The 21,810-nt window shown below is 62.5% G+C and carries 20 protein-coding genes; 5 read left to right on the plus strand and 15 right to left on the minus strand.

Going from position 1 to position 21,810, the window contains the following annotated elements:
• The first annotated feature begins 14 nt into the window (after window positions 1-14).
• Window positions 15-920 carry a 5-dehydro-4-deoxyglucarate dehydratase gene (locus ACW9UO_RS17990; RefSeq protein WP_457088702.1) on the plus strand — a complete coding sequence of 302 codons (906 nt, stop codon included), beginning with the start codon at window positions 15-17 and terminating at the stop codon, window positions 918-920.
• An 87-nt stretch (window positions 921-1,007) separates the two neighbouring features.
• On the opposite strand, the gene ACW9UO_RS17995 is transcribed toward ACW9UO_RS17990, so the two are convergent.
• The 5 genes from ACW9UO_RS17995 to ACW9UO_RS18015 all read right to left on the minus strand — a co-directional run bounded on the left by ACW9UO_RS17995 (window position 1,008) and on the right by ACW9UO_RS18015 (window position 5,095).
• On the minus strand, window positions 1,008-1,340 hold the full coding sequence (locus ACW9UO_RS17995) for an NIPSNAP family protein (protein ID WP_457088703.1): 333 nt from the start codon (window positions 1,338-1,340) through the stop codon (window positions 1,008-1,010).
• Complete coding sequence (locus tag ACW9UO_RS18000) at window positions 1,337-1,810, minus strand: TRAP transporter small permease (RefSeq protein ID WP_457088704.1); 474 nt, start codon at window positions 1,808-1,810, stop codon at window positions 1,337-1,339. Before ACW9UO_RS18000 ends, ACW9UO_RS17995 begins: the two co-directional genes overlap by 4 nt.
• A complete protein-coding gene (locus tag ACW9UO_RS18005; RefSeq protein WP_457088705.1) occupies window positions 1,807-3,093 on the minus strand; it encodes a TRAP transporter large permease in 1,287 nt (428 codons plus the stop codon). The genes ACW9UO_RS18000 and ACW9UO_RS18005 overlap by 4 nt, the downstream gene beginning before the upstream one ends.
• Window positions 3,094-3,161: 68 nt before the next feature.
• Window positions 3,162-4,133, minus strand: a complete 972-nt coding sequence (locus ACW9UO_RS18010; RefSeq protein ID WP_457088706.1) for a TRAP transporter substrate-binding protein — start codon at window positions 4,131-4,133, stop codon at window positions 3,162-3,164.
• 65 nt (window positions 4,134-4,198) lie between these two features.
• On the minus strand, window positions 4,199-5,095 hold the full coding sequence (locus tag ACW9UO_RS18015) for an NAD(P)-dependent oxidoreductase (protein WP_457088707.1): 897 nt from the start codon (window positions 5,093-5,095) through the stop codon (window positions 4,199-4,201).
• Window positions 5,096-5,134: 39 nt separating this feature from the next.
• On the opposite strand from ACW9UO_RS18015, the gene ACW9UO_RS18020 reads away from it, so the two are divergent.
• Window positions 5,135-5,971, plus strand: coding sequence for a FadR/GntR family transcriptional regulator (locus ACW9UO_RS18020; protein ID WP_457088708.1), 837 nt, complete (start codon window positions 5,135-5,137; stop codon window positions 5,969-5,971).
• A gap of 13 nt (window positions 5,972-5,984) precedes the next feature.
• Window positions 5,985-7,631: a thiamine pyrophosphate-binding protein gene (locus ACW9UO_RS18025; RefSeq protein WP_457088709.1), complete on the plus strand. Its 1,647-nt coding sequence runs from the start codon at window positions 5,985-5,987 to the stop codon at window positions 7,629-7,631.
• Window positions 7,632-7,696: 65 nt separating this feature from the next.
• Here the strand turns inward: ACW9UO_RS18025 and ACW9UO_RS18030 are convergent, their stop codons facing one another.
• From ACW9UO_RS18030 to ACW9UO_RS18040, 3 genes are all read right to left on the minus strand, one after another.
• The gene (locus tag ACW9UO_RS18030) at window positions 7,697-9,148 is read right to left on the minus strand and encodes a phospholipase D-like domain-containing protein (protein WP_457088710.1); all 1,452 of its coding nucleotides are present in this window, start codon (window positions 9,146-9,148) and stop codon (window positions 7,697-7,699) included.
• Window positions 9,149-9,372: 224 nt separating this feature from the next.
• Window positions 9,373-10,536, minus strand: coding sequence for a mandelate racemase/muconate lactonizing enzyme family protein (locus ACW9UO_RS18035; protein WP_457088892.1), 1,164 nt, complete (start codon window positions 10,534-10,536; stop codon window positions 9,373-9,375).
• A gap of 268 nt (window positions 10,537-10,804) precedes the next feature.
• A complete protein-coding gene (locus ACW9UO_RS18040; protein ID WP_457088711.1) occupies window positions 10,805-11,515 on the minus strand; it encodes a GntR family transcriptional regulator in 711 nt (236 codons plus the stop codon).
• A 97-nt stretch (window positions 11,516-11,612) separates the two neighbouring features.
• Between ACW9UO_RS18040 and ACW9UO_RS18045 the strand changes: the two genes are divergently transcribed.
• On the plus strand, window positions 11,613-12,464 hold the full coding sequence (locus ACW9UO_RS18045) for an SMP-30/gluconolactonase/LRE family protein (RefSeq protein ID WP_457088712.1): 852 nt from the start codon (window positions 11,613-11,615) through the stop codon (window positions 12,462-12,464).
• A 47-nt stretch (window positions 12,465-12,511) separates the two neighbouring features.
• Here the strand turns inward: ACW9UO_RS18045 and ACW9UO_RS18050 are convergent, their stop codons facing one another.
• From ACW9UO_RS18050 to ACW9UO_RS18070, 5 genes are all read right to left on the minus strand, one after another.
• Window positions 12,512-13,597, minus strand: coding sequence for an ABC transporter ATP-binding protein (locus tag ACW9UO_RS18050; RefSeq protein ID WP_457088713.1), 1,086 nt, complete (start codon window positions 13,595-13,597; stop codon window positions 12,512-12,514).
• A 1-nt stretch (window position 13,598) separates the two neighbouring features.
• Entirely contained in the window at window positions 13,599-14,357 is a 759-nt protein-coding gene (locus tag ACW9UO_RS18055; RefSeq protein WP_457088714.1) for an SDR family NAD(P)-dependent oxidoreductase, read from the minus strand.
• On the minus strand, window positions 14,354-15,232 hold the full coding sequence (locus ACW9UO_RS18060) for a carbohydrate ABC transporter permease (protein ID WP_457088715.1): 879 nt from the start codon (window positions 15,230-15,232) through the stop codon (window positions 14,354-14,356). Before ACW9UO_RS18060 ends, ACW9UO_RS18055 begins: the two co-directional genes overlap by 4 nt.
• A complete protein-coding gene (locus ACW9UO_RS18065) occupies window positions 15,229-16,098 on the minus strand; it encodes a carbohydrate ABC transporter permease (RefSeq protein WP_457088716.1) in 870 nt (289 codons plus the stop codon). The genes ACW9UO_RS18060 and ACW9UO_RS18065 overlap by 4 nt, the downstream gene beginning before the upstream one ends.
• 63 nt (window positions 16,099-16,161) lie before the next feature.
• Window positions 16,162-17,385, minus strand: coding sequence for an ABC transporter substrate-binding protein (locus ACW9UO_RS18070; protein WP_457088717.1), 1,224 nt, complete (start codon window positions 17,383-17,385; stop codon window positions 16,162-16,164).
• A gap of 127 nt (window positions 17,386-17,512) precedes the next feature.
• Between ACW9UO_RS18070 and ACW9UO_RS18075 the strand changes: the two genes are divergently transcribed.
• Window positions 17,513-19,042 (plus strand): sulfatase family protein, encoded by a 1,530-nt coding sequence (locus ACW9UO_RS18075; RefSeq protein ID WP_457088718.1) that lies wholly within the window; start codon window positions 17,513-17,515, stop codon window positions 19,040-19,042.
• A 123-nt stretch (window positions 19,043-19,165) separates the two neighbouring features.
• On the opposite strand, the gene ACW9UO_RS18080 is transcribed toward ACW9UO_RS18075, so the two are convergent.
• Window positions 19,166-20,335 carry a mandelate racemase/muconate lactonizing enzyme family protein gene (locus ACW9UO_RS18080; RefSeq protein WP_457088893.1) on the minus strand — a complete coding sequence of 390 codons (1,170 nt, stop codon included), beginning with the start codon at window positions 20,333-20,335 and terminating at the stop codon, window positions 19,166-19,168.
• A gap of 38 nt (window positions 20,336-20,373) precedes the next feature.
• On the minus strand, window positions 20,374-21,807 hold the full coding sequence (locus ACW9UO_RS18085; protein WP_457088719.1) for an aldehyde dehydrogenase family protein: 1,434 nt from the start codon (window positions 21,805-21,807) through the stop codon (window positions 20,374-20,376).
• Between the last annotated feature and the right edge of the window lie 3 nt (window positions 21,808-21,810).

Below are 21,810 nucleotides of genomic sequence, written 5' to 3' on the forward strand. Positions count from 1 at the left end.
CCAAGGAGACTCGCATGATTGCCCCCACCGACCTGCGCGACATTATTCGCAACGGCCTTTTATCCTTTCCTGTCACGCCCTTCGACAGCGACGACCGCTTTGCCAAGGCTCCGTTTCAGGCGCATCTCGAGTGGCTGTCGCACTACCCGGTGGCCGGGCTGATCGTGGCGGGCGGCACTGGCGAGATGTTCTCGCTTACCCCCGGCGAAATCGTCGATGTGGTGCGCGCGACCAAGGAAATCTCGGGCGACGCACCCGTGATCGCGGGCTGCGGCTATGGCACCCGCGTTGCCTGTGATCTCGCGCGCGAGATCGAGGCGGCGGGCGGTGACGGCATTCTGTTGCTGCCGCATTACCTGACCGAAGCGCCGCAAATTGGCGTGGCTGCGCGGATCCGCGCGGTGTGCAAGGCCACCAATATGGCGGTGATCGTCTATAATCGCGGGCAGGCGCAGGTCTCGGCCGAGACGCTGGAACAATTGGCGGCGGACTGCCCCAATCTGATCGGGTTCAAGGATGGCACCGGCGACATCGACACCGTGCGCCGGGTGACCATCGCGCTTGGCGATCGGCTGTCGTATATCGGCGGGATGCCGACGCATGAGCTTTTCGCGCAAGCCTACAAGGGCGCGGGCATGCCGACCTATTCCTCGGCGGTGTTCAACTTCGTGCCGGAAACCGCGCTGGCGTTCCACGCCGCTTTGATGGCGGATGACCGGGCCAAATGCGATGCGCTGTTGCGCGACTTTTACTACCCCTTCGCCAAGATCCGTGACCGGCAGGCCGGCTATGCGGTGTCGGCGGTCAAGGCGGGCGTGGCGCTGCGCGGGTTCAAAACCGGACATGTGCGCGCCCCGCTGACCGATCTGACCGGCGAAGAAATCGAGATGATGCGCGCCTTGATCGCCAGCACCAAGTAACCTCGCCCCGGCGACCCTCGGCCCGTTGCAAGGCCGCACGAATGACCAACGGCCAAGGGCGATCCCCTTGGCCGTTTTTGTCCGCACTCAGCCAATCTCGTTCGGATACTCAAAGAACGGCGCGGCTGTCAGGATGGTGTTGACCTGACGGGCAAGATTGCCGCTCTCGGCGCTCATCTTCATGAACTTATGCCATTCGGGATCGGCCGCCAATGCGGCGCGTTTCGCAGCCCGGTCGGCGACGTCGCGATACACCCAGATGTGCACATAGGAATTGACATCGCCGGTCTCGACCGCGCCGTACACCGCAGGCTGGCCCAAATGCCGGCTCTGGGTTGCCCAGCCATGCTCCTCATACATTTTCATGTGGTTTTTGATCCGGCCAGGGTGGCAGGTATAGGTGCGGTGGTCGAAGATCATCGGATAGGGTCCTTTCGGCTGAGAAGTTTGAGCAGATCGCGCAGCGAATAGGCGATCATCACCGCGCCCGAGATCGGGATCGCGGCATAGAAAAGCGAAGTGGGCAGATCGAGAATTGGGGTTAGCGCACGCGCCTTGAGGGTGAGCGAGGTGCCGTACCACGTCATCGCGCACAAAAAGCATAGGCCCAGCACGGTGATCAGCAGTTGCAACGCGCGGGCGGCGCGCGGCGGCAGGGATTGCGGCAGCCACACCACCTGAAAGTGGTCATTCTCACGCCAGAGCGCGGCGGCGCCGACAAAGACCATCCAGGCGAATAGCCCCTGCACCACCTCATCAAACCAAGTAACGCCAGAAATCTGAAAGGTGCGCGCCACGACGTTAACAAGGATCAGCGCGAACAGGGCCGCAAGGCAGACGATTGGCACCGCGCGCAACAATCTGCCAAAGGCAGTTTCCAGCGCCCTCATAGCCCCAGCACCAGGTTCGGCAGCCAGGTCGAGACCGCGGGAACGGAGACCACGAGCAGCAACACCAGCGCCAGCCCGATCAGATAGGGCACCAGCGCTTTCGACAGCCGCCCAACCGACATCCGCGCGACTGACGAGACGGCAAACAGCACCATGCCAACCGGCGGGGTCAACAGCCCAAGCATCGAGCACATGATCATGATCACCCCGAACTGCACCGGATCGACGCCGATTTCCTGCATCACCGGGGCGAACAGCGGCACGGTCAAAACGATCACCGCGATGCCTTCGAGGAACATGCCGAGCACCAGCAAGATCACTACGACGATGGCAAGGATCACGGCGGGTTGGTCGGAGAAGCCGACCATTGACGAGACCAGCGCGTTGGGCACCCGTTGATGCACCAAGAGCCAGCCAAAGAACCCGGCGGCGGCGATCACGAACATCACACGCAGTGTGTGCTGCAAGGTGCTCCAGAAGATCGCAGGAAGGTCGCGCGGCGCGATCTCTTTATAGACCACCATCGACAGGAACATCGCATAAGCGCTCGCCATCACACCCGCTTCTGTCGGAGTGAACAATCCGCCAAAGATACCGGCGATGATGATCACCGGGGTCAACAGCGACAGCGCAGCGCCTTGAAAGCTATCGCGAATTTCGGTCCAGTCGATGTGATCGGCGCGTGGCATCTTGTGACGCAAGGCCATCAACCAGACCGCCCCCATCAAGGCCAGCGCCATCAGGACGCCGGGCACGACGCCTGCGAGGAACAGCTGCGCTACCGAAACGCCGGTGATCGAGGAATAGAGGACGAAGGGGATCGACGGCGGAAACACTGGGCCAATGGTTGACGAGGCCGCGGTGATCGCGGCGCTGAAATCGGGGTCATAACCCTTGTCGGCCATCGCCTTCAGCTCGACTTGCCCAAGCCCGGCGGCATCGGCAACAGCCGCCCCGGACATGCCGGAAAAGAACAGCGAGGCCAGCACGTTGACCTGCCCCAAGCCGCCGCGCACATGACCGACACAGGCATTGGCAAAGCGGAAAATCCGCTCGGTAATGCCGCCGGTGTTCATCAGGGTGCCCGCAAGGATGAAGAACGGGATCGCCAGCAGGGTAAAGCCGGTGGTCGCCGAAAACATCCGCTGCGGCAGCATCGCCAGTATCCGGAAATCCCCCATCAGGGCGTAGAACCCGACCGAGGTAAGGCCCAGCGCGACGGCGATCGGCACGCCGAGGGCGATCAGCAACACAAGTGCGCCGAGGATCAAAAAAGTTATCATGTCAGAAGCCTTGCTGGGCCGCCCGCAACGCCGGGACGCGCGGGCGGCCGTGGATGACTGGCCGTGCGTTACTTCAAGAAGCTCAGGAAGGTGTCCATGTTCTCCTGACCGGAATACTCGGCCACGCGGGCGCGGGCCGGGCCCATCAGTGCCGCAAAGGGCGCAAGGTCGGGCCGGGTCACCGCCATGCCGGCGGCCTCGAGCGCAGCAATCTCTTCGGCCTCTTGCGCAATGACCGCTTCACGCATCATATTGCCGGCGCGTTTGCTTTCCTCGCGCAGGATGGTCTGCTGTTCTTCGGTCAGCCCGTCGAACACGTCTTTGTTGATGACATGCACCATCGAATTATAGACGTGGCGGGTGAGCGCGAGATGCTCCTGAAAGTCGTTCAGTTTATAGTGATAGATCACGCCAATGGGGTTTTCCTGCCCGTCGACCACGCCTTGATTGAGCGCGTTGGGCAGCTCGGGAAAGGCGATCTGGGTGGTCGCCGCGCCTAGCCCTTCGAGCGCCGCCACGATCTGAAGTTCGGGCGGGGTGCGCAGTTTCAGGCCTTTGACGTCTTCCGGCGTGTTGATCGCCTGTGTCGAGTTGGTGATGTTGCGAAAGCCGTATTCCCAGTTCGACAGCAGCACCAGCCCCTGCTCTTCCAGCCGTGGCCCGGCCCAGTCGGAAAACGGCCCGTCGAGGACTTCATGCGCATGCTCGTAGCTTGAGAAGGCAAACGGCGTCATCACGGTGCCAAACGCCTTTTCGTATTTGTCGAGACCGCCCTGAGTGGGCAGGTTCATTTCAATCGCCCCAAGCACCGTTTGTTCAAGCTGTTCGGGCGGGCTGCCAAGCTGGTTGGCGGGGTAGAGTTCAACCGCGATGGCCCCGTTTGATCGCTCTCCCACGGCGTCGGCAAAGGCTTGGGCGGCGATATGGCCCGGGTGTGTTTCAGCCGCGAAATGTGCCAGCCGCAGCGTGACATCCTGCGCCATGACCGGCGCTGACAGAAGCGCGCTCACCGCCCCCGAGATCATAAGTGTTTTAAGCATTTTGGTATCCTCCCATTCAATTCGTCTTGTCTTTCCACCCGCGCCTTTCCCGCGCGAGCGGCCTCTCATTCCGCGCCGGGCAGCTTTGCCTCGACGCCGGTAAGATCTTCATAAGCTTTAATAATTGCGGTACAGCCTTCGTCGCCATGCCCCATGATCGAGGCCAGCGCATAGGTCTGGTGCACCGATTGCGCCATAAAGCCGGGCAGGCCCGCGCGTTCGAGCCATTCGGCGTAATAACGCACGTCTTTTTGCGCATTCGACAGCGACATATGCGGGGTGAAATCGCGCAGCAGGGTCATCTTGCCGTAGAGGTCCATCATGCCCGATTTGCCGCCCGCCGCCGAGATGATGCCAATGACCTTCGACATGTCGAGGCCCTCTTTGGCCGCCAGCGCGAACCCTTCGCAGAACGACGCGACATTGGCGAAAGCGATGTAGTTGTGGATCAGCTTGAGCCGGATCGCATGGCCCGCTGGCCCGACGTGAAACATGTTCTCGGCATAGGTGCCAAACACCGGGCGCAGCCGGTCGAGCAAGGCCTCGTCGCCACCAAACAGGATGTTGACCTCGCCGCGGTCGGCATGCGCCGGGGTGCGGGTCATCGGGGCCTCGGCATAGTCTACGCCCACTGCGGCGCAAGCCTCGCGCATGGTATCGACGTGATCGGCCGAGACGGTGGTGTGGTCGACAAAGACATCGCCGGGCGACATCGCCGCCAACAGGCCATTCGGCCCCAAGGCCAGCTTTTGCACGGCCTCGGCGGTGGTGATGCACACCATCAGCACATCGCAGTCTGCCGCCATTTTCGCCGGGCTTTCTCCTGCAACGGCCCCCTGCTCGACAGCCAGCGCAACCCGCGCGGGGTCAAGGTCGCTCACCGTGAGGTCGATGCCCTTGGCGGCCATGTTCTTGGCCAGCCCACGGCCCATGCCACCAAGCCCGATCAATCCGATTCTCATGTTGTCCTCCACTTTCTCGGCAACTAAGCATCAAACCAGTTGTCAGACAACCTGTTTTACAATAACTCGTTTGAAGACAGCCAGCGCAGCCTCTATCATCGGGCGGCGTTGTCATTTCTGGAGGATGTCACCATGGCCGACACACCTGCGCTTTTTGATCGCATCGATCGCCCCCGCCGGTTGCCCGACGAGGTGGCGGTGTCGATCCTTGGCGCAATCGAAGGCGGGCAGCTTAAACCGGGCGACCGGTTGCCCACCGAGGCCGAGCTGTCGAAGCGGTTTGGCGTCGCCCGCACCGTGGTGCGCGAGGCGATTTCGCTGCTGCGCTACGATGGCATCGTCGACTCGCGCCGCGGCGTTGGGGCCTTTGTTACCGATGCCTCGCAGCGTCAGGCGTTTCGCATCAGCCCGGCGTGCTTTGAGAAACGCAAACAGATCGTGCAATTGCTGCAACTGCGCACCGGGGTGCAGGCCGGCGCCTCTGCCCTCGCCGCCGAATCCCGCAGCGCGGATCAGATGACCGAGATCGACGCCACCTTTTCCCGCATGGCGGCGGCAGATGCGCGCGGCCCGGCCGACGCTCTCGAGGAGCGGGTCGATGCCGAATTGCTGCTCTATCGTCAGATCACCGAGGCCTCGAACAACCCGTATTATGCCGAGGTCGTCTCGATGATCGAGGCCAATATTCAGAACAACCTGCGCTCGGCTTTCCTGAAAAACGCCGCCGCATCCGAGTTTGGCCCCGCGATCATGGCCGAGCATCAGGCCGTGCTTGACGCCCTGCATGCCAGCGATGTCGAGGCCGCCCGCACCGCCACCCGCACCCGTTTTGAGCGCGCCGCCGACCGCTTGGCCGCCCGCGCCGATTTCGCCTGAAAGGACCCCCGAGATGACCGAAACCCAGACTGCGCCGCACGGCGGTGCGCTTTTGACCCGGTGCCTCGTGGCACAGGGCGTCGAGCGCGTGTTTTGCATCCCTGGCGAGAGCTATCTTGCCGCGCTCGACGGCATGTATGACGCCGCGATTGACGTGGTTGTGACCCGTCACGAAGGCGGCGCGGCGATCATGGCCGAGGCGATGGGCAAGCTGACCGGTCGCCCCGGCGTTGCCTTTGTCACCCGCGGTCCCGGTGCCACCAATGCCAGCGCCGGTGTGCATATCGCCTTTCAGGACAGCACGCCGATGGTGCTGTTTGTCGGTCAGGTCGCGAGCGACCAGCGTGACCGCGAAGCCTTTCAGGAGGTGGATTACCGCAAGATGTTCGGCCCGCTGGCCAAGTGGGTCGGCGAGATCGACCGCGCCGACCGCATTCCGGAATATGTCAGCCACGCCTTCCATGTTGCCCAAAGCGGACGGCCCGGCCCGGTGGTTTTGGCGCTGCCCGAGGACATGCTGTCGAGCGTTGTCGAAGGTGAACCGGTGCCCGCCGCCACCCTGCCCTCGGGCAAGGCCGCCGAGGCCGACCTATCCGAGGTGATCGACCGGCTGTCGCAGGCCGAGCGGCCTTTGGTCATCGTTGGCGGGGCCAGCTGGAGCACCGAGGCGGCGCGGGCTTTGGGCGATTTTGCCGCCACGATGGGCCTGCCGGTCGGGGCGTCGTTCCGCTGCCAGGATTTCCTCGACAACCGCCACCCGAACTATGTGGGCGACGTTGGGATCGGCATTAATCCGACACTGGCCCAGCGGGTGCGCGACGCGGATGTGATCCTCGCGCTTGGGCCGCGATTGGGCGAGATGACGACCTCGGGCTATACCCTGCTGACGCCGCCGGTGACCCAGCAAAGCCTGATCCACATTCATGCCGATCCTTCGGAAATTGGCCGGGTGTACCGCCCCGAACTGGCGGTTGTCGGCCAGCCGGGGCCGGTGGTGCAACAGCTTGCGGCGCTGGCCAAGGCGCGCGAGGGTGGCCCATGGTTGTCCGAGGCGCGGGCCGAATATGAGGCGTGGCAGCAGCCGCAGGAAACCCCCGGCGCGCTCAAGATGGAGCAGGTGATCACCCATCTGAACGCGGTCCTGCCGGACGATGCGATCCTGACCAACGGCGCGGGCAATTACTCCGCCTGGCTGCACCGCTATTACCGTTATCGCGGCTGGCGCACGCAGCTCGCGCCGACCTCTGGTTCGATGGGCTATGGCCTGCCCGCCGCCATCGCCGCCAAGTTGCACCACCCCGAGCGCGATGTGATCTGCCTCGCGGGGGATGGCTGTTTTCAGATGGTCTCGCAAGAGTTTGGCGTCGCCTGCGAGCGGGGGGCCAATGTCATCGTTATCCTGTCGGACAACGGCATGTACGGCACCATTCGCATGCACCAACAGCGGCATTATCCGGGCCGCCCTTCAGGAACGCAGCTGGCAAACCCCGACTTCAAAGCGCTGGCCGAGGCCTATGGCGGCTTTGGCGCGACGGTGACGACAACCGAAGAGTTCGGCCCGGCCCTCGCCGCCGCCCAAAACAGTGGGCGGCCCGCGATCCTGCACCTCAAACTTGACCCTGCCGCCTTGTCGCCGAAACTGCGCCTCGAAGGGCACTGATCGGCGTGGCATTTCCGTTGGCACGGTGGTGAGGGCACCGACCGCGTCAACGGGGGGTACCGCGCCTACCGCGAGTCCACCCAAGGCAACCAACGTGATAGCTCAAAGGCCCGGCTGCGGCGCGCCGGGCGCTCTGGATCGAGAAGTTCGTTCTCGGCCAATACGTTATCCTCAACATCGTTCAGCTCCGACCGCTCAAACGGCACCAGCGAGCGCCCCTCACCGCGCAGCTTTTCAATCGCCTTGATCAGCGAGCCTTCGTTGTTGGCCACAGCGTCTTCGACATCGCTGATCTCAACCCCAAGATGCTCGGCCAGCAGATCGTTGCGCAGGCGCAAGATGCGGGCATTCAGGTCGGTATCATCTGCGCCCGCCTCCAACGACAGGTCGCATTCGGTGTCAAATCCCATCGAGCGGTTGTTGAGGTTGGAGGACCCGATCCGCAGCAGGCGGTCGTCCATCACCAGCACCTTGGCGTGCACATAAATAGGCGCACGCTGCTCGGTGACCGGCGTATACAGCCGAAAGCGATTGTGAACATCGGCGCGTTCGACCAGCCGCAACAGGCGCGAGCGCGACGAGCCCATCACCGCCTCTTCCAGCCAACCATCGGCGCTTTCGGGATTGATCAGCACGATCTCTGGCGCGTCAGGCTCGGACAATCGCGCGGCCATCGCCTCGGCCACCTTGCGCGAGGCGAAATACTGGCTTTCGATGTAAAGCACCCGTTTTGTCGCCGCAATCGCAGCCAGACAAAGGTTTTCAATCTCGTGGACCGCCTCCCAGCTTTCATACTTCGGCATGGTCCGCGAAATCGCCACCGGCACGTTTTCCGCAAAGACGTCAAGTCCCTCTGGCCAGCGCGGCTCAACCTTGGGCGGCGGCGTGAGCTTTTCACCCGTGGCGCGTTCCCAGCGGTCGCGCGCCAGATCGCCCAGCACCTTGGCGGCGGGGCTGGTCACGGCGGTGGTCACATCGTGCCACGGGCCATAGGGTCGCTTGGTTGTCGGGCGCTTGCGCAGAGGGTGTTCGTCGGCATGGTCGCGGGTGTCCCAACGGTCGGCTGTCATGTCGATGCCACCGCAAAAGGCGAGGCTGTCGTCGATCACCACAATCTTTTGGTGATGCGCCGCCACCGCCGGGTGGGCGTGGTCGAGCCGAACGTGAACCCGCGGGCTGAGCACCCAGTTCAGAATCACCAGCGGCGTGTCGCCCCGCCCAAAAGCCTGCAGCGCGCCGAGGTTCCATTTGAGGATATGCACCTGCAACTCGGGGCGGCGTTTAACCACCCATTTGATCAGTTTACCCAGATCGTTGGGCACCTCGCTGTCGTCTTGCGGGTCGAGCTTGATCCTGGTGTCAAAGTCCCAGCCGATCAGCATAACGCTGTGGCGCGCGTGCAGGATGGCGTCGCGGGCGACCCGAAAATAATCGGCGGCGTCAATGATGACGGCCATGCGGTCCGCCTGCGCGATACGCCAGCACGTTTCCCCCTCTTGCAGCACTTCAGTTGCCATTTTCACCCTCCAAACCAAGCGGGGCCTGGGGCCGCCGCACAAACCAAAACACCGTGCGTCGGCCCGGCGCTTAGGGATCAAAGCCACCGGGAATCCGACCACACCGGCCTATTCCTATACCGAAGTTAGGTCCCGCTGGCGGTTTGTAAACGGCAGTGTCCCGGCTTGTGCGTTTGAGGCGCGGCGGTCTGCGGGCCTAAGGTGCGCCCCCGCTCTGCAACGGTTCACCAGTTGGTGACGGATCCGTCCGGCTTGGTTAGATGCGGACACTCCACCGGCGCGGGCTGGCTGGCCCGGATTGCAGGTTCATCGACCTCAACCCCCAGCCCCGGCGCGTCGGGCACGCGGTAGACCGGCCCGTCAAGCGCGACCTGCACCGGAAACAGCGCCGGATCGTGGAACCCGAGGGTTTCGACCGGCGATTGCCGCGTCTCCAGCCAGGCAAAATTCGGCACGGCAGCCGACATGTGAACGCTGGCCGCCGTACAGATCGGCCCAAGCGGGTTGTGCGGCATCAGATCGACGTAATGCCGCTCGCTCCAACCGGCGATCTTCATCGCCTCGGTAAAGCCGCCGATGTTGCAAATATCCAGCCGCATGTACTGGGTCAGCCCCTGTTCAAGGAACGGCGCGGCCTGCCATTTCGACGCAAACTCCTCGCCTACGGCAAAGGGAATGTCGGTCATTTTGCGCAAGGTCGCATAGGCTTCGGGGCTTTCGGCGCGGATCGGCTCTTCGAGGAAATCCAGTGTGCCGGGTGGCAACATATTGCAAAAGCTGGCGATTTCTGCGGGGGAATAGCGGTGGTGCAGGTCGATGCCAAGGCAGAGGTCGCGGCCAAAAGCCTCGCGCAGGGCCATCAGCGTCTCGACCGTGCGCCCCAGCGAGGCGCGCGGATTGAACACCGTGCCATCGTCGAAGCCGTCGGGATAGATCCGCACACAGTCCCAACCGGCGTCGACCAGCGTTTGGGTGTTGCTTAAGGATTGCTCGATCGAGGTGGGCAGAAAGCTGGCGAAAGTCGGCACCACGTCGCGCTGTTTGCCGCCCAGAAGCTGGTACACCGGCACGCCCAAACGCTTGCCCAGCAGGTCGTACAGCGCGATGTCGATGGCCGAGATTGCCGCCGTGAGCACACGCCCGCCTTCGAAATACTGGCTGCGATAGGTTTCCTGCCAGATGCGGCCAATCTGGCGCGAATCCTGGCCAACAAGGAAGCCTGCGAAATCGTTGATCACCGCTGTGACTGCCGCCTCGCGTGACGACAACCCGGATTCCCCCCAGCCGACCAGACCGTCGCCAGTTTCGACCCGGACAAGCAGTTGATTGCGGCCGCCTACACGCGCCGGGATCGCCTCAATCGCGGCAATCGCCACGTCGGAGGACACCCGGCCTATCGGCTGAACCGTGGTCTGCTTGAGGGTGGCCTGATGGGCGACTGCGCTGGATGGACTTGCGGGCACAACGGCACCTCCAAATAGAATCGTCTTTCCATCACTGTACATCAAAAGTACAGATCGTACATTATTTTTATAATTTAGTATTTTATTATAGCACCACGACAGATGGCGATAATGCGGCAAACGCCCCCCGCGCCCGCCGTGGGCCGCAGGTTCATCGCCAGCAAGACAGTCGTCAGTGGTCAGAGGTCAGAGGTCAGGCACCACGCTTGCGCGCAACGCGGCTCAGCTCGATGCGCAACTGATCAACGACGTGCCGCCCGGCATCACCGATGTGCTGGTTCAACGCATTGATCGCGCCGTCCACATCCTGTGCCTTGATCGCGTCAATCAGCGCGCGGTGCTCACGCAGGATCGCTTCTTGTCGGCCCATCGCAATCGGAATCCGGGCGCTGATCGACCCGAGAATCTCGCGGTGCTGCTTCCAGACGCCAAAGGCCACGCGGTTGTAATGCCGCTCATACATGGTTTCGTGGAAGGCGTGGTTCAGGTCGGTATGGCGCGCCTTATCGGCAAAGTTCAGCGCCTCAATCTCATCCTGGATGCGCTCAAGCTCGGCGATGTCTTCGGCGCTGGCGGTCTCGACAAACAGCTTCAAAAGATAGGGTTCAAGCTGATAGCCCACCTCGGCCACGTCGCGCACAAACTCAGTGTCAATCGGGCGCACCCGCGCGCCCTGGTTCGGGATGAACAACACGAGTCCCTCGCCGCGCAGCTGTTGCAACGCCTCGCGCACCGGGTTGGTCGAGGTATTGTGCCGCTTGGCCAGCTCTGAAATCTTGAGCCGCGCATTGGCCTCGAGCGCGCCCGAGAGGATGTCGTGACGGATCGCATCATAGATCGAAGTCGACGAAGACTCGGCCGGGTCTTTGTCGGCGGAAAGGGAAATGGGGCCATGTGTTGTCATAGGTACAGATTCACCCGAGCGTTGCGGTCGTCAAGACTTTTCGTCATTTCATCCATCATCTATACACTATCATACATTATTTCCAGAGGAGAACGAAATGGATTCGCCAAACTGCGTTGATGCCGCCAAAGCTGGCTGTGGGGAAGGGCTGTTGTGGGATGCCGGGCGTGGGCGTTTGTGGTGGGTCGATATTTCTGGTGAGGCGCTGCATGGCTTCGACCCCGAAACCGGTAGCGCGACGCGCACCCCTCTGCCCTATCTGATCAGCGCGCTGGCGCTGCGCCACGACGGGCAGTTGTTGATCGCGACGGCGCGCGGACTCGGGATTGTGACGCCCGAGACTGGCGAGATCGAGATCCTGCATGATCCCGAACCCGACACCCCCGGCAACCGGCTGAACGACATGATCGCCGGGCCGGACGGCGCGCTTTGGGTGGGTACGATGTCAGAGGGGGCCAAGGGCCCCACAGGCGCGCTGTATCGCTATGGCGCAGCGGGGCCGGAGGTGCAGATGAAGGGCACCACGATCTCGAACGGGCTAGGCTGGAGCCCGGATGGGGAGCGGCTTTATTTCGTCGACAGTGTGCCGGGGGTGCTGCAAGTGCGTGAGGGTGGCGCGTGGCGCGTGCTGCGCGCGTTTGACGACAGCACTGGCAAACCAGACGGGCTGACGGTGGATGCCGAGGGTACGCTTTGGGTGGCGATATGTGACCGGGGTCGGGTGCTCGGGATGCGCCCCGATGGCGAAATAATCGCACAGATCGACCTGCCTTGCGAGATCGTCACCAATTGCTGTTTTGGCGGGGCAGACCTGAAAACGCTATATGTCACCACCGGCACCTTCAGCATGACCGAGGCCGAGAAAGCCGCCAATCCGCTGGCGGGCGGGCTGTTCGCGGTTGAGATGGAAGTGCCTGGCGTGTTGCCCTACGCGGCCACCGCGCCATAAAGGAATGCCCCCGTCGATGGTTTCGACGGGGGCCACTCATACGAAAGTCAGCGGATGCGAAGACCTGTGTCGCTGTCAAACAGCAGCGCCGAGGCGGGATCGAACCCCACCTCCAGGTGCCCGCACTTGCGGGGACGCGCCTTACCGCGCATCTCAACAATCACCGGATGCGCGTCGCCCTCAGACGAGGAATAGGCGTAAGACACGCCGCCGAGGTTCTCAATCACGTCGATGGTCAGTGCGGCGCGGATTGCTCCGCCCGCCTCGAAATGCTCGGGCCGCAGGCCAAGCTGCACCGCCTGCCCCGGCTGCGGCAGATCGGACAGCGCCACCGGCACCTCAACATTGCCCAGACGCGGCAGGGTTACATGCGCGCGGCCGGACTCGATCCGCGTCACGGTGCCATCAAAGAAGTTCATCCGTGGCGAGCCGATGAAACCGGCGACAAACACGTTGTCAGGGTCTTCATACAGCGTGACCGGCGCGCCAGCCTGCTCGATCCGGCCATCGCGCAGCACGACGATTTTGTCGGCCATGGTCATGGCTTCGACCTGATCATGCGTCACATACACCATTGTCGCGCCCAACTGTTTGTGCAGCTTGGCAATCTCGACCCGCATCTCAACGCGCAGCTCGGCATCAAGGTTCGACAGAGGTTCGTCGAACAAAAACACATCCGGCTGACGCACGATGGCCCGGCCAATGGCCACCCGCTGCCGCTGGCCCCCAGAGAGCGCCTTGGGCTTGCGGTCCATGTAATCCTCAAGCTTGAGGATACGGGCCGCGTCGCCCACCTTGCGTTCAATCTCGGCCTTGTCGGTGCCGCCGATCTTGAGGCCAAAGCTCATGTTTTCGCGCACGGTCATATGCGGATAAAGCGCGTAGGTCTGGAACACCATCGCCACGCCGCGCTTGGCCGGATCGGCATGGGTCACGTCGCGCCCGCCAATGGTCATGCGCCCATCCGAGGTCTGCTCGAGCCCGGCAATCATCCGCAAGAGCGTGGACTTGCCACAGCCCGACGGCCCGACAAAGACGCAGAAATCACCGTCATCGACCTGCAAATCCACACCGTGAATGACCTGTGTTGCGCCGTAGCGCTTGATCGCATTGTTGAGCGCCAGTTCGGCCATCTCACGTCCTCCTCATATCAAAAACATCCAAAAGCGCCGACATCCCCCGGTCGGCCATCACCTCGGATCCGTTCATCGCAGACCCGGCGTCCGACAGCAGAAACACCGCCAAGGCACCGATTTCATCAACCGTGGTGACCGTGCCTTCGGGGTTATAGGCCTGCACCCGCGCCGCAATGGCCGGGTCTTGCATCGCGGTATCGACGATCTCGGTGCGCACCAAAGCCGGGCAAATCGCGTTGACCCGCACACCGTAGGGGCCAAGCGACCAGGCCATAGCGCGGGTCATTGCGGCGATGGCGGCCTTGGTGGCGGCATAGGCCTCATGGCCGGGATTGGTGGCGCGGGCATGCACCGACGACAGGTTGACGATTGCGCCGCTGCCGGCCTGTTTCATGATCCGCCCCGCCGCCTGACAGCCCACCAGCACCGAACGCTGGTTGACCGTCCAGAGGGTTTCCATCTGGTCGCGGGTCATCTCGAGAAACGGCACCTTGATGGTGACGCCGGCGTTGTTGACCATACCGTCAAGCCGGCCTGACCGTTCATACGCCTCTGAAATCGCCGCCTCGAAACCATCAAGATCGGTGACATCGACCTGCACAAACCGCGCGCCGATTTCCTCCAGCCTCGACTGACCATCGGGTTTGACATCGAAGCCCGTAACCTCGGCCCCCGCCGCGCGACAGGCCCGCGCGATGCCAAGCCCGATCCCGGCCCCCGCCCCCGTGACGATGATATGTTTGCCTTCAAGGTTCATTTCACCGCCCCCGCCGTGGCCCCGGCCATAATCTTGCGCTGGAACACCGCGAACATCACCAGCAGCGGCAAAGAGCCGAGAACAGCCGCCGGAAACAGCTTGGTCGGGTCAATGCCGGTGTTGCCGACGAATTTATAGACCGCGATCATCACCGTCAGCTTGTCTTTGTCGGTCAACAGCAGCAGCGGATAGATGAAATCGTTCCACACCATGATCATCACAAACAGCGACAGCGTGGCCGTCACCGGGGCCAGCAAGGGCCGGATCACGTGCCAGAAAATCTGCCAGTTGTTGCAATTGTCGAGCCGCGCGGCCTCTTCCAGCTCAATCGGGATCGCCGCGATAAAGCTGGTGTAGAAGAACACCGCCAGCGGCAGTTTCAGCGCCGCAAAGGCCAGCACAATGCCGAGATAGCTGTCGAGCAAGCCAAGATCGCGGAAGATCACGTAGATCGGGGTGATGGTGACGAAATTCGGCGTTGCCAGCCCCAGCGCCATGACCATGACGATCACCCGGCTGATGCGGTTTTGCAGGCGGGCCAGTGGATAGGCCGCCATCGCCCCGGCAAAAACCACCACGACAATCACCGAAATGGTGATGCCCATCGAATTGAGCACCGAACGGACATATCCCATCGACGACAGCGCCGCCATGTAGTTGCCCCAATACAGGCTTTCGGGCAGGCCCAGCGGATTTTGCGCGATCTCGGTCGAGGTCTTGAACGACATCATCACCATATAAACCAGCGGCAAGAGCATGATGGCAACCAGCGCCAGCACGATGCCATGCACAAGGATGGACTTGCCGCGGCGCTTGATCAGATCCCAATCGGGGCCGGCGGTGGCGCGTCCGGGGGCGGTGTCAGAGAGGCTCATGATGCGGACTCCCGGTCGCGAAGGACCTTGTTTTGCAGAAAGGCCACGCCCAGAACAATCACCAGCATCACGATGGACAGCGCGCTGGCAAAGCCGAACTTGTATTGGCCAAAGAGGTTGTCGATGATGTCAATCGAGAGCAGGCGCGTCGCCCCGTCCGGCCCGCCTTTGGTGAGGATAAACGGCAGTTCAAAGGTCTTGAGCGTGCCGATGGTCGTCAGCATCACCGACACCGTGACCGATGGCCCCAACAGCGGCAATTCAAGGTACCGGAACCGCTGCCAAGAGCTTGCGCCCTCAAGCCGCCCAGCCTCGCCGATCTCTTCGGGGATACCGGCGAACCCGGCCAGGAAGATGGCGCAGGTGAAGCCGGTGAACATCCAGATCTGGGTGAAGGCCACGGAATAGAGCGCCAGCGCCGGATCGCCCAGCCAGTTCTGCTCCAGCCCGCCAAGGCCCAACTCGCGCAGCGCCACGTTGATGCCGCCGTTGAGCGGCGAATACAGGAACTGCCAGACATAACCGACCACGACAAACGACATCATCGCGGGGGTGTACAGCGCGGCGCGGCTGAAATTGCGGATCAATGGCAGGCGGTGCAGCATCGCGGCAAAAAACAGCCCCGTCACCGTCAGCGCCGACACCACGATCACCGTGTACCACAGCGTCAGCCAGATCTCGGTGAGGTACCGGTCGCGGCTAAAGATGCGCTCATAATTGCGCCAGCCCACGTCTTTGGCCTCGCCGATGCCTTTGAAGCTGGTCAGGCTCATGTCAAAGGTCAGGATAATGGGATGAATAAAGAACAGTCCGATCACCAGCAGCGCCGGTAGCGTGAACCAGTAAAGTGAATGTCGCGCGCGCATGATGTCTCCCGCCGTTATACGTGCATGGCATGGCCCGGTGCCGAAACGCCGGGCCGTGCGGTCTTAGAGGTTGTCTTCCACAGTATCATCCCAACGCTGCAACGTGTCTTCGTTGGGCTTGTCGATGTTGAGCAGGAAACCGGTGATGCTGTCTTCCCATTCCGATTGCAGCGGCTTGGGGAAGTCCAGCGTTGAAAACGGCCACAGGATCAGGCTGCCTGCATCGCGCGCCTCAGTATAAGGCGCGGCAAGGTCGGGCATGGTCGAGACGCCACCGCTGTAAGGGCTATAGGCGCCCTCGGCGGTGAGAAAAACGTTGAGGTTTTCCTCCTCAGCAAAGAAATCCACCCATTTGCGCGCCGCCTCTGCATGTTCCGCATCGCGCGGAATTGCCCAGCCGGGACCGACAAGATCAAGCGCAAGGCCGTCCTCGGTATAGCGCGACGGCATCGGCGCAAACTGAAAGTTCAGCCCCTCAACCGAGGAGAAATTTCCAATGTTCCAAGCACCTTGCGGCAGGATCGCGACATTGCCCGAGCGGAATTCCTGCGGCGCAGTGGCCCAGGGGTCAAGACCGGCCTGCAACTTGGGATCAAAGCACTCTGCCGCCACCAGATCGCGCACACTGTCGAGCGCGGCGTTGAAATTCTCGTCGTCGACAAAGCTGCGCTCGCCCGTTCCGTATTCGGCGGGCGAGATGCCGCCCGGCTCAATGCCGTTGGCCCCGACATAGAGCATCGCCGGGAAACCGCCGGCAAAGATCATCGGTGCAATCCCCTCGCCCGCCAGCGCCTGACAGGCGGCTTTCAGCGCGTCGAGCGTGACCGGAGCCTCAGAAATGCCGACCTTGGCGAGCAGGTCCATATTGACGAAGTTGCCCATGCCGATGACTTCCAGCGGGAAGACCAGGATCTCGCCGTCCGAGGTCATCACATCGCGGACCGCCGGGATCATCCGGTCGTACCACGGGCTGTCGGTGCCGAGATCGGTCAGAAACCCTGCCCCACCCCAGAGATCGACCAGCGCGCTGTCGACCATGGTCACATCCGGCGGGTTGCCGCCCTGAAGGCGCGGCGGGATCACTTTGTCGACGTCCTTGCGGGCGACGAACGTCAGGTCAATCTTGATGTCGGGGTTCTCGGCTTCGAACGCCTCGATCAGCTCGGGCAGACCGGCAGGCTCGGCCTCGTTGCCCTTCCAGGCGACGACGTCAAGAACGGTCTGGGCGGCGGCAGTCGACGCCAGCAAAAGTGCAGTGGCTGTTACAGCGGACAGGCTACGAATCATTTTGGAATGCTCCTCTCTTCCTCTCAAAATCGTACATTATTCTTTTCTTATTGTACATCCTTCTTCTGCCCGCCATAGTTTCTGGATCATCGACATCTGCGATTCCAATCATGAAAAGGGGCTCCGAATGCGCCAGAAACCCAATATCATTCTGATTTCGACCGATCAGCAGCGCGGCGATAGCATCGGCCCCGAAGGGCGCGGCGTGCGCACCCCGCACATCGACAGCATCGGGGCCAATGGCGTGCGGTTCTCCAAATGCATCAGCCCGCATCCGATGTGCCAACCGGCGCGCGCCTCGATCCTCACCGGCAAGCTCCCCTATAGCCACGGCGTGCGCGACAATGGCCGCGATCTTGACGAGGCGCTGGCCGACACCGGGTTGGGCGGCACTTTCAGCCGCGCGGGCTATGACACCCACTTTATCGGCAAGGCGCATCTGTCGAGCCAGCAAACGTTCGAGCCGACAGGCAGCCCCGAATGTTACAAAAGCGCCAAGGATTTCGCGCCGGATTGGTCGGGGGCCTATATGGGTTTTGACACCGTGCAGATGATGCTGCGCCCGCACCATCACACGCAGTGGTACGCCCCGCCCGAGGCGCTGCACTATGAATACTGGCTTGATCAGGACAGCCAAGGCGGCGCGCGCTGGGACAAAGCCAAGGACCGGCTTGCCCCCGACACCGCGCATTTTCAGGCGTGGCGTTCGGGGCTTGACGCAGAGTGGCACTCCTCCCCTTGGATCGGCGACCGCGCGGTTGAGATGATCGAGGCCAAGGGCACCGCGCCTTTGATGGCCTGGGTCTCCTTCCCCGATCCGCACCCGCCGTTCCTCTCGCCGCAGCCTTGGTGCGACATGTATGGCCCCGATGAGGTGACGATTGCGCCGAACCCCACGCTTGATCTCGACGCCCGCCCGTGGTGGCACAAGGCCTTTGTCGAGGACCGGGCCAAGCCGATCAAACAGGGGTCGGAGCACAACGCCGGTGGCATCGACTGGGGGCAGAAAGGCGAGCTGACCGAGGCGGCGCTGCGCGACATCACCCGGATCTATTTCGGCATGATCTCGTCGGTCGATCAACAGGTTGGCCGCATTCTCGACGCGCTGCGCGCCAAAGGCGAACTCGACAACACCTATGTGATTTTCATCAGCGATCATGGCGAATGGCTGGGCGATCACGGGCTGCTGTTGAAGGGGCCGATGCTCTATGATGGCCTGTTGCGGGTGCCCTGTCTGATCCAGGGTCCAGAGGTGCCGGCGGGCCGGGTGATCTCCGATCCGGTGGGCACGATTGACGTGTTTGCCACCGCCGCCGACATGGCCGGGCTTGCCGCGCCAGAGGGGCATGGGCGCTCTTGGCGGGGGCTTTGGGATGGCTCTGACAGCCGCGATTTTGCGCTGGCGGAGTATGAGGTGGACAGCCTGCGGTCGGCGGTCGACATGGATCTGATGACGGTGCGAAGCGGGCGCTATCGGATGTCGGTCGATCTGCGCACCGACACGGGCGAGCTGTACGACATGCAGGACGACCCCGAGGAAATGGTCAACCGGTTCGACGATCCGGCCTATCGCGATATCCGCGCCGAGCATTCCGACATGATCCGCGCCCGCCCCGACGATATGATCCCGGTGGCCCCGCGCGTCGGCTGGCACTGAGATAACCCCAAATGCCGCCGCAGCCTGCGGCGGCATCATGGCCAGTGAAATAGGCGGCGCGATCCGCAGAGATGGCCCCAAGGGGGGACCGCGCCGCACGTCAATCGCAGCCACGCGCGCGCGTCAATTCCCGATCTCATAGGCCTTGATAAAGTCGCGGTCGGGTTCGACGCCCAGCCCCGGACCGGTCGGGATGGCGATCAGCCCGTCGTTGCGTTTGACCTGCCCTTGAATGTCCAGCGGATCGGCCAACAGATTGTCGCGAAAGCGGTTTTCGGTGGTGTCGAACTCCAGCCAAGGTTCGCGCGGGAACAATCCGCCGGGCATCGGCGGCATCGCGGCGAGCAGTTGCAGGTTGGTAGCTACGGCAATCGCCGAGCCCCAGACGTGGTTAAACACCGGGGTGAAATGCGCGTGGCACAGTGCGAGCACCCGCAGATATTCGCTGATCCCGCCAAGCGCGCAGACCTCGGGCTGGGCAATGTCCAACCCACGGCTCTCAAGCAGCGCCCGCCAGCCCCAGCGGTTGAACTCGGCCTCGCCACCCGAGATGTTGACCTTCAGCCCGGCGCGCAGCTCGCGGTAGCCGTCAAGATCCTCGGGCGCAATCGGCTCTTCGAACCAATAGGCCCCAAGCTCGTCGAGCGCGCGACCGACGTAAAACGCATCCGACGTGTTGTAGGCGTGATTGGCGTCAGCCATGAAATCGAAGTCATCACCCACCCCGCGCCGCACCGCTTCGGCGAGCTTCACGTCATCCTTCGCGCCCAGACCGATCTTCATCTTGGTGGCGGCAAAGCCCATATCCTTGATCGCCGCCGCCTCATCCACAAAGCGCGCCACATGGTCCTCGACGCTCTCGCGTTTCAGCATCATGCCGTAGCCGTATGAGCGCACATGCGTGCGATGCGCGCCGCCAATCAGCTTGTGGATCGGCTGGCCGGTCACTTTGCCCGCAATGTCCCACAGCGCAATATCGACGCCGGAGAGCGATTGCAGCGGCATGCCTTTTTGGCCGTGATCGCGCAGCAGATTGTACACCTTGTGCCAGATCACGTCGCGGTCCATCGGGTCCATGCCCAGCACCAGCGGCTGGATCACCTTTTCCACGATCGCTTTGTTGGCCAGCGCGACATTGCCGGGGCCGAAACATTCGCCCCAGCCGGTGATGCCCTGATCGGTCTCGACCTCGACGATATGCGCGGTGCGTTGCGCGTAGTATTGCTGCGAATAGCCCAGTTCCTCGGGCATGTCGCATTGCAGCACATGGCTGATGATCTTGGTGATTTTCAACGTGCTGGTGATCGCTTCGAGTGTCATGAAGTCCTCCATCATGTGAGCCCCCGGCTGATGCGTTTGACGACGAGATAGTCGTTGAGGGCGAGGCGCGAACAGTCATGCCCGATGCCCGCTTGCCCTATGCCGCCATGCGGCAGGTAAATGTCGTATTTCACCCCGTTGATCTGCACCTCACCGTAGCGCAGGCGTTTCGCGGCCTGTTCAGCCAGCGCCAGATCGGCGGTAAAGATATACGAGGCCAGCCCGCCCTCTTCGCCATCATTGGCCCGCTCCAGCACCGTCTCGCGGTCATCAAACGGGATCAGGCTGACCACCGGGCCGAAAATCTCATCTTGGTAAATCTGCATCTCGGGCGTGACGCCATCGAGCACCGTCGGCGCAAGGAAATGCCCTTTGGCTAACCCCGCAGGCCGGTCGCCACCGGCAAGCAGCGCCGCACCCTTGTCGACCGCCTCGTCGATCAGCGCTTTGACCCGCTTCCACGCGCGGCCATCAATCATCGGACCGGTCAGAATGTCGGCGTGTTTGTCGAACCCGGTGTTCACCGCTTTGGCCCGCGCCACCACCTTGTCGCGGAAGGCGTCATAGACCGCACGCTCGACAAAGACCCGGTTCGGGGTGACGCAGATTTGGCCCGCGTTGTTGAATTTGACCGTGGTGACGATGTCCGCCGCCAGATCGAGATCGGCGTCTTTGAACACCAGAACCGGGGCGTTGCCGCCCAGTTCCATCGAGAACCTCTTGATCGAGGTCGCGCCGACCTTCATCAGGTGTTTGCCGGTGTTGGTGGACCCGATCAGCGTGATCAGATTGGGGATCGTCGAGGCCGCCAGCGCATCCGAGGGGCCGTAGCCGTCGGTGGTCAGGATGTTCACCACCCCGGCGGGCAGGCCGATCTGATGGCACAATTCGCCCACCGCATAAGCCGAAACCGGCGTTGCCGCCGACGGCCGGATGATCACCGGACAGCCCGCGGCCATCGCGGGCGCAATCTTGTAAGCGAGGTTCAGCAGCGGGAAATTCCACGCGAGATAAGCCACCGCAACGCCCACCGGCTCATAGACAAGACGGTGCTCATGGGTGCCGTCAAGATCGCGCAGGGTCTCATCATGCACGCGCTGGATTTCCTCGGCGTAGAACTTGAGCGACCGCTCCAGCAGGTCGAAATCCTCTTGCGTGCCGCCCCAAGGTTTGCCCATCTCCTGGTGGATGCAGTCGCGCAACATCTCTTGGTTGGCGATTACCGCATCGCGCAGTTTCAGCATCCAGCGTTGACGCTCGGCCACCGGCGTCGCGGCCCAGCCCGGCGCGGCGGCCTGCGCAGCCTTTAACGCCTTGTTCACATCCTCAAGCCCGGCGGCGGCAACCGTGGCCACCCGGTCTTCGGTCGCCGGGTTGATGACATCAAGGCGCGCTTGCCCCTCCACCAATTCGCCGCCGATATACATTTTCTTGTGCAGGACCATAGT

Source organism: Marinovum sedimenti (assembly GCF_054052205.1).

Coding starts and splice junctions, on each gene's coding strand:
- ACW9UO_RS18055 (WP_457088714.1), bottom strand. CDS start 14,357: ATGAACCTTGAAGGCAAACATATCATCGTCACGGGGGCGGGGGCCGGG.
- ACW9UO_RS18000 (WP_457088704.1), bottom strand. CDS start 1,810: ATGAGGGCGCTGGAAACTGCCTTTGGCAGATTGTTGCGCGCGGTGCCA.
- ACW9UO_RS18015 (WP_457088707.1), bottom strand. CDS start 5,095: ATGAGAATCGGATTGATCGGGCTTGGTGGCATGGGCCGTGGGCTGGCC.
- ACW9UO_RS18050 (WP_457088713.1), bottom strand. CDS start 13,597: ATGGCCGAACTGGCGCTCAACAATGCGATCAAGCGCTACGGCGCAACA.
- ACW9UO_RS18065 (WP_457088716.1), bottom strand. CDS start 16,098: ATGCGCGCGCGACATTCACTTTACTGGTTCACGCTACCGGCGCTGCTG.
- ACW9UO_RS18025 (WP_457088709.1), top strand. CDS start 5,985: ATGACCGAAACCCAGACTGCGCCGCACGGCGGTGCGCTTTTGACCCGG.
- ACW9UO_RS18070 (WP_457088717.1), bottom strand. CDS start 17,385: ATGATTCGTAGCCTGTCCGCTGTAACAGCCACTGCACTTTTGCTGGCG.
- ACW9UO_RS18085 (WP_457088719.1), bottom strand. CDS start 21,807: ATGGTCCTGCACAAGAAAATGTATATCGGCGGCGAATTGGTGGAGGGG.
- ACW9UO_RS18005 (WP_457088705.1), bottom strand. CDS start 3,093: ATGATAACTTTTTTGATCCTCGGCGCACTTGTGTTGCTGATCGCCCTC.
- ACW9UO_RS18040 (WP_457088711.1), bottom strand. CDS start 11,515: ATGACAACACATGGCCCCATTTCCCTTTCCGCCGACAAAGACCCGGCC.
- ACW9UO_RS18045 (WP_457088712.1), top strand. CDS start 11,613: ATGGATTCGCCAAACTGCGTTGATGCCGCCAAAGCTGGCTGTGGGGAA.
- ACW9UO_RS18075 (WP_457088718.1), top strand. CDS start 17,513: ATGCGCCAGAAACCCAATATCATTCTGATTTCGACCGATCAGCAGCGC.
- ACW9UO_RS17995 (WP_457088703.1), bottom strand. CDS start 1,340: ATGATCTTCGACCACCGCACCTATACCTGCCACCCTGGCCGGATCAAA.
- ACW9UO_RS17990 (WP_457088702.1), top strand. CDS start 15: ATGATTGCCCCCACCGACCTGCGCGACATTATTCGCAACGGCCTTTTA.
- ACW9UO_RS18010 (WP_457088706.1), bottom strand. CDS start 4,133: ATGCTTAAAACACTTATGATCTCGGGGGCGGTGAGCGCGCTTCTGTCA.
- ACW9UO_RS18030 (WP_457088710.1), bottom strand. CDS start 9,148: ATGGCAACTGAAGTGCTGCAAGAGGGGGAAACGTGCTGGCGTATCGCG.
- ACW9UO_RS18060 (WP_457088715.1), bottom strand. CDS start 15,232: ATGAGCCTCTCTGACACCGCCCCCGGACGCGCCACCGCCGGCCCCGAT.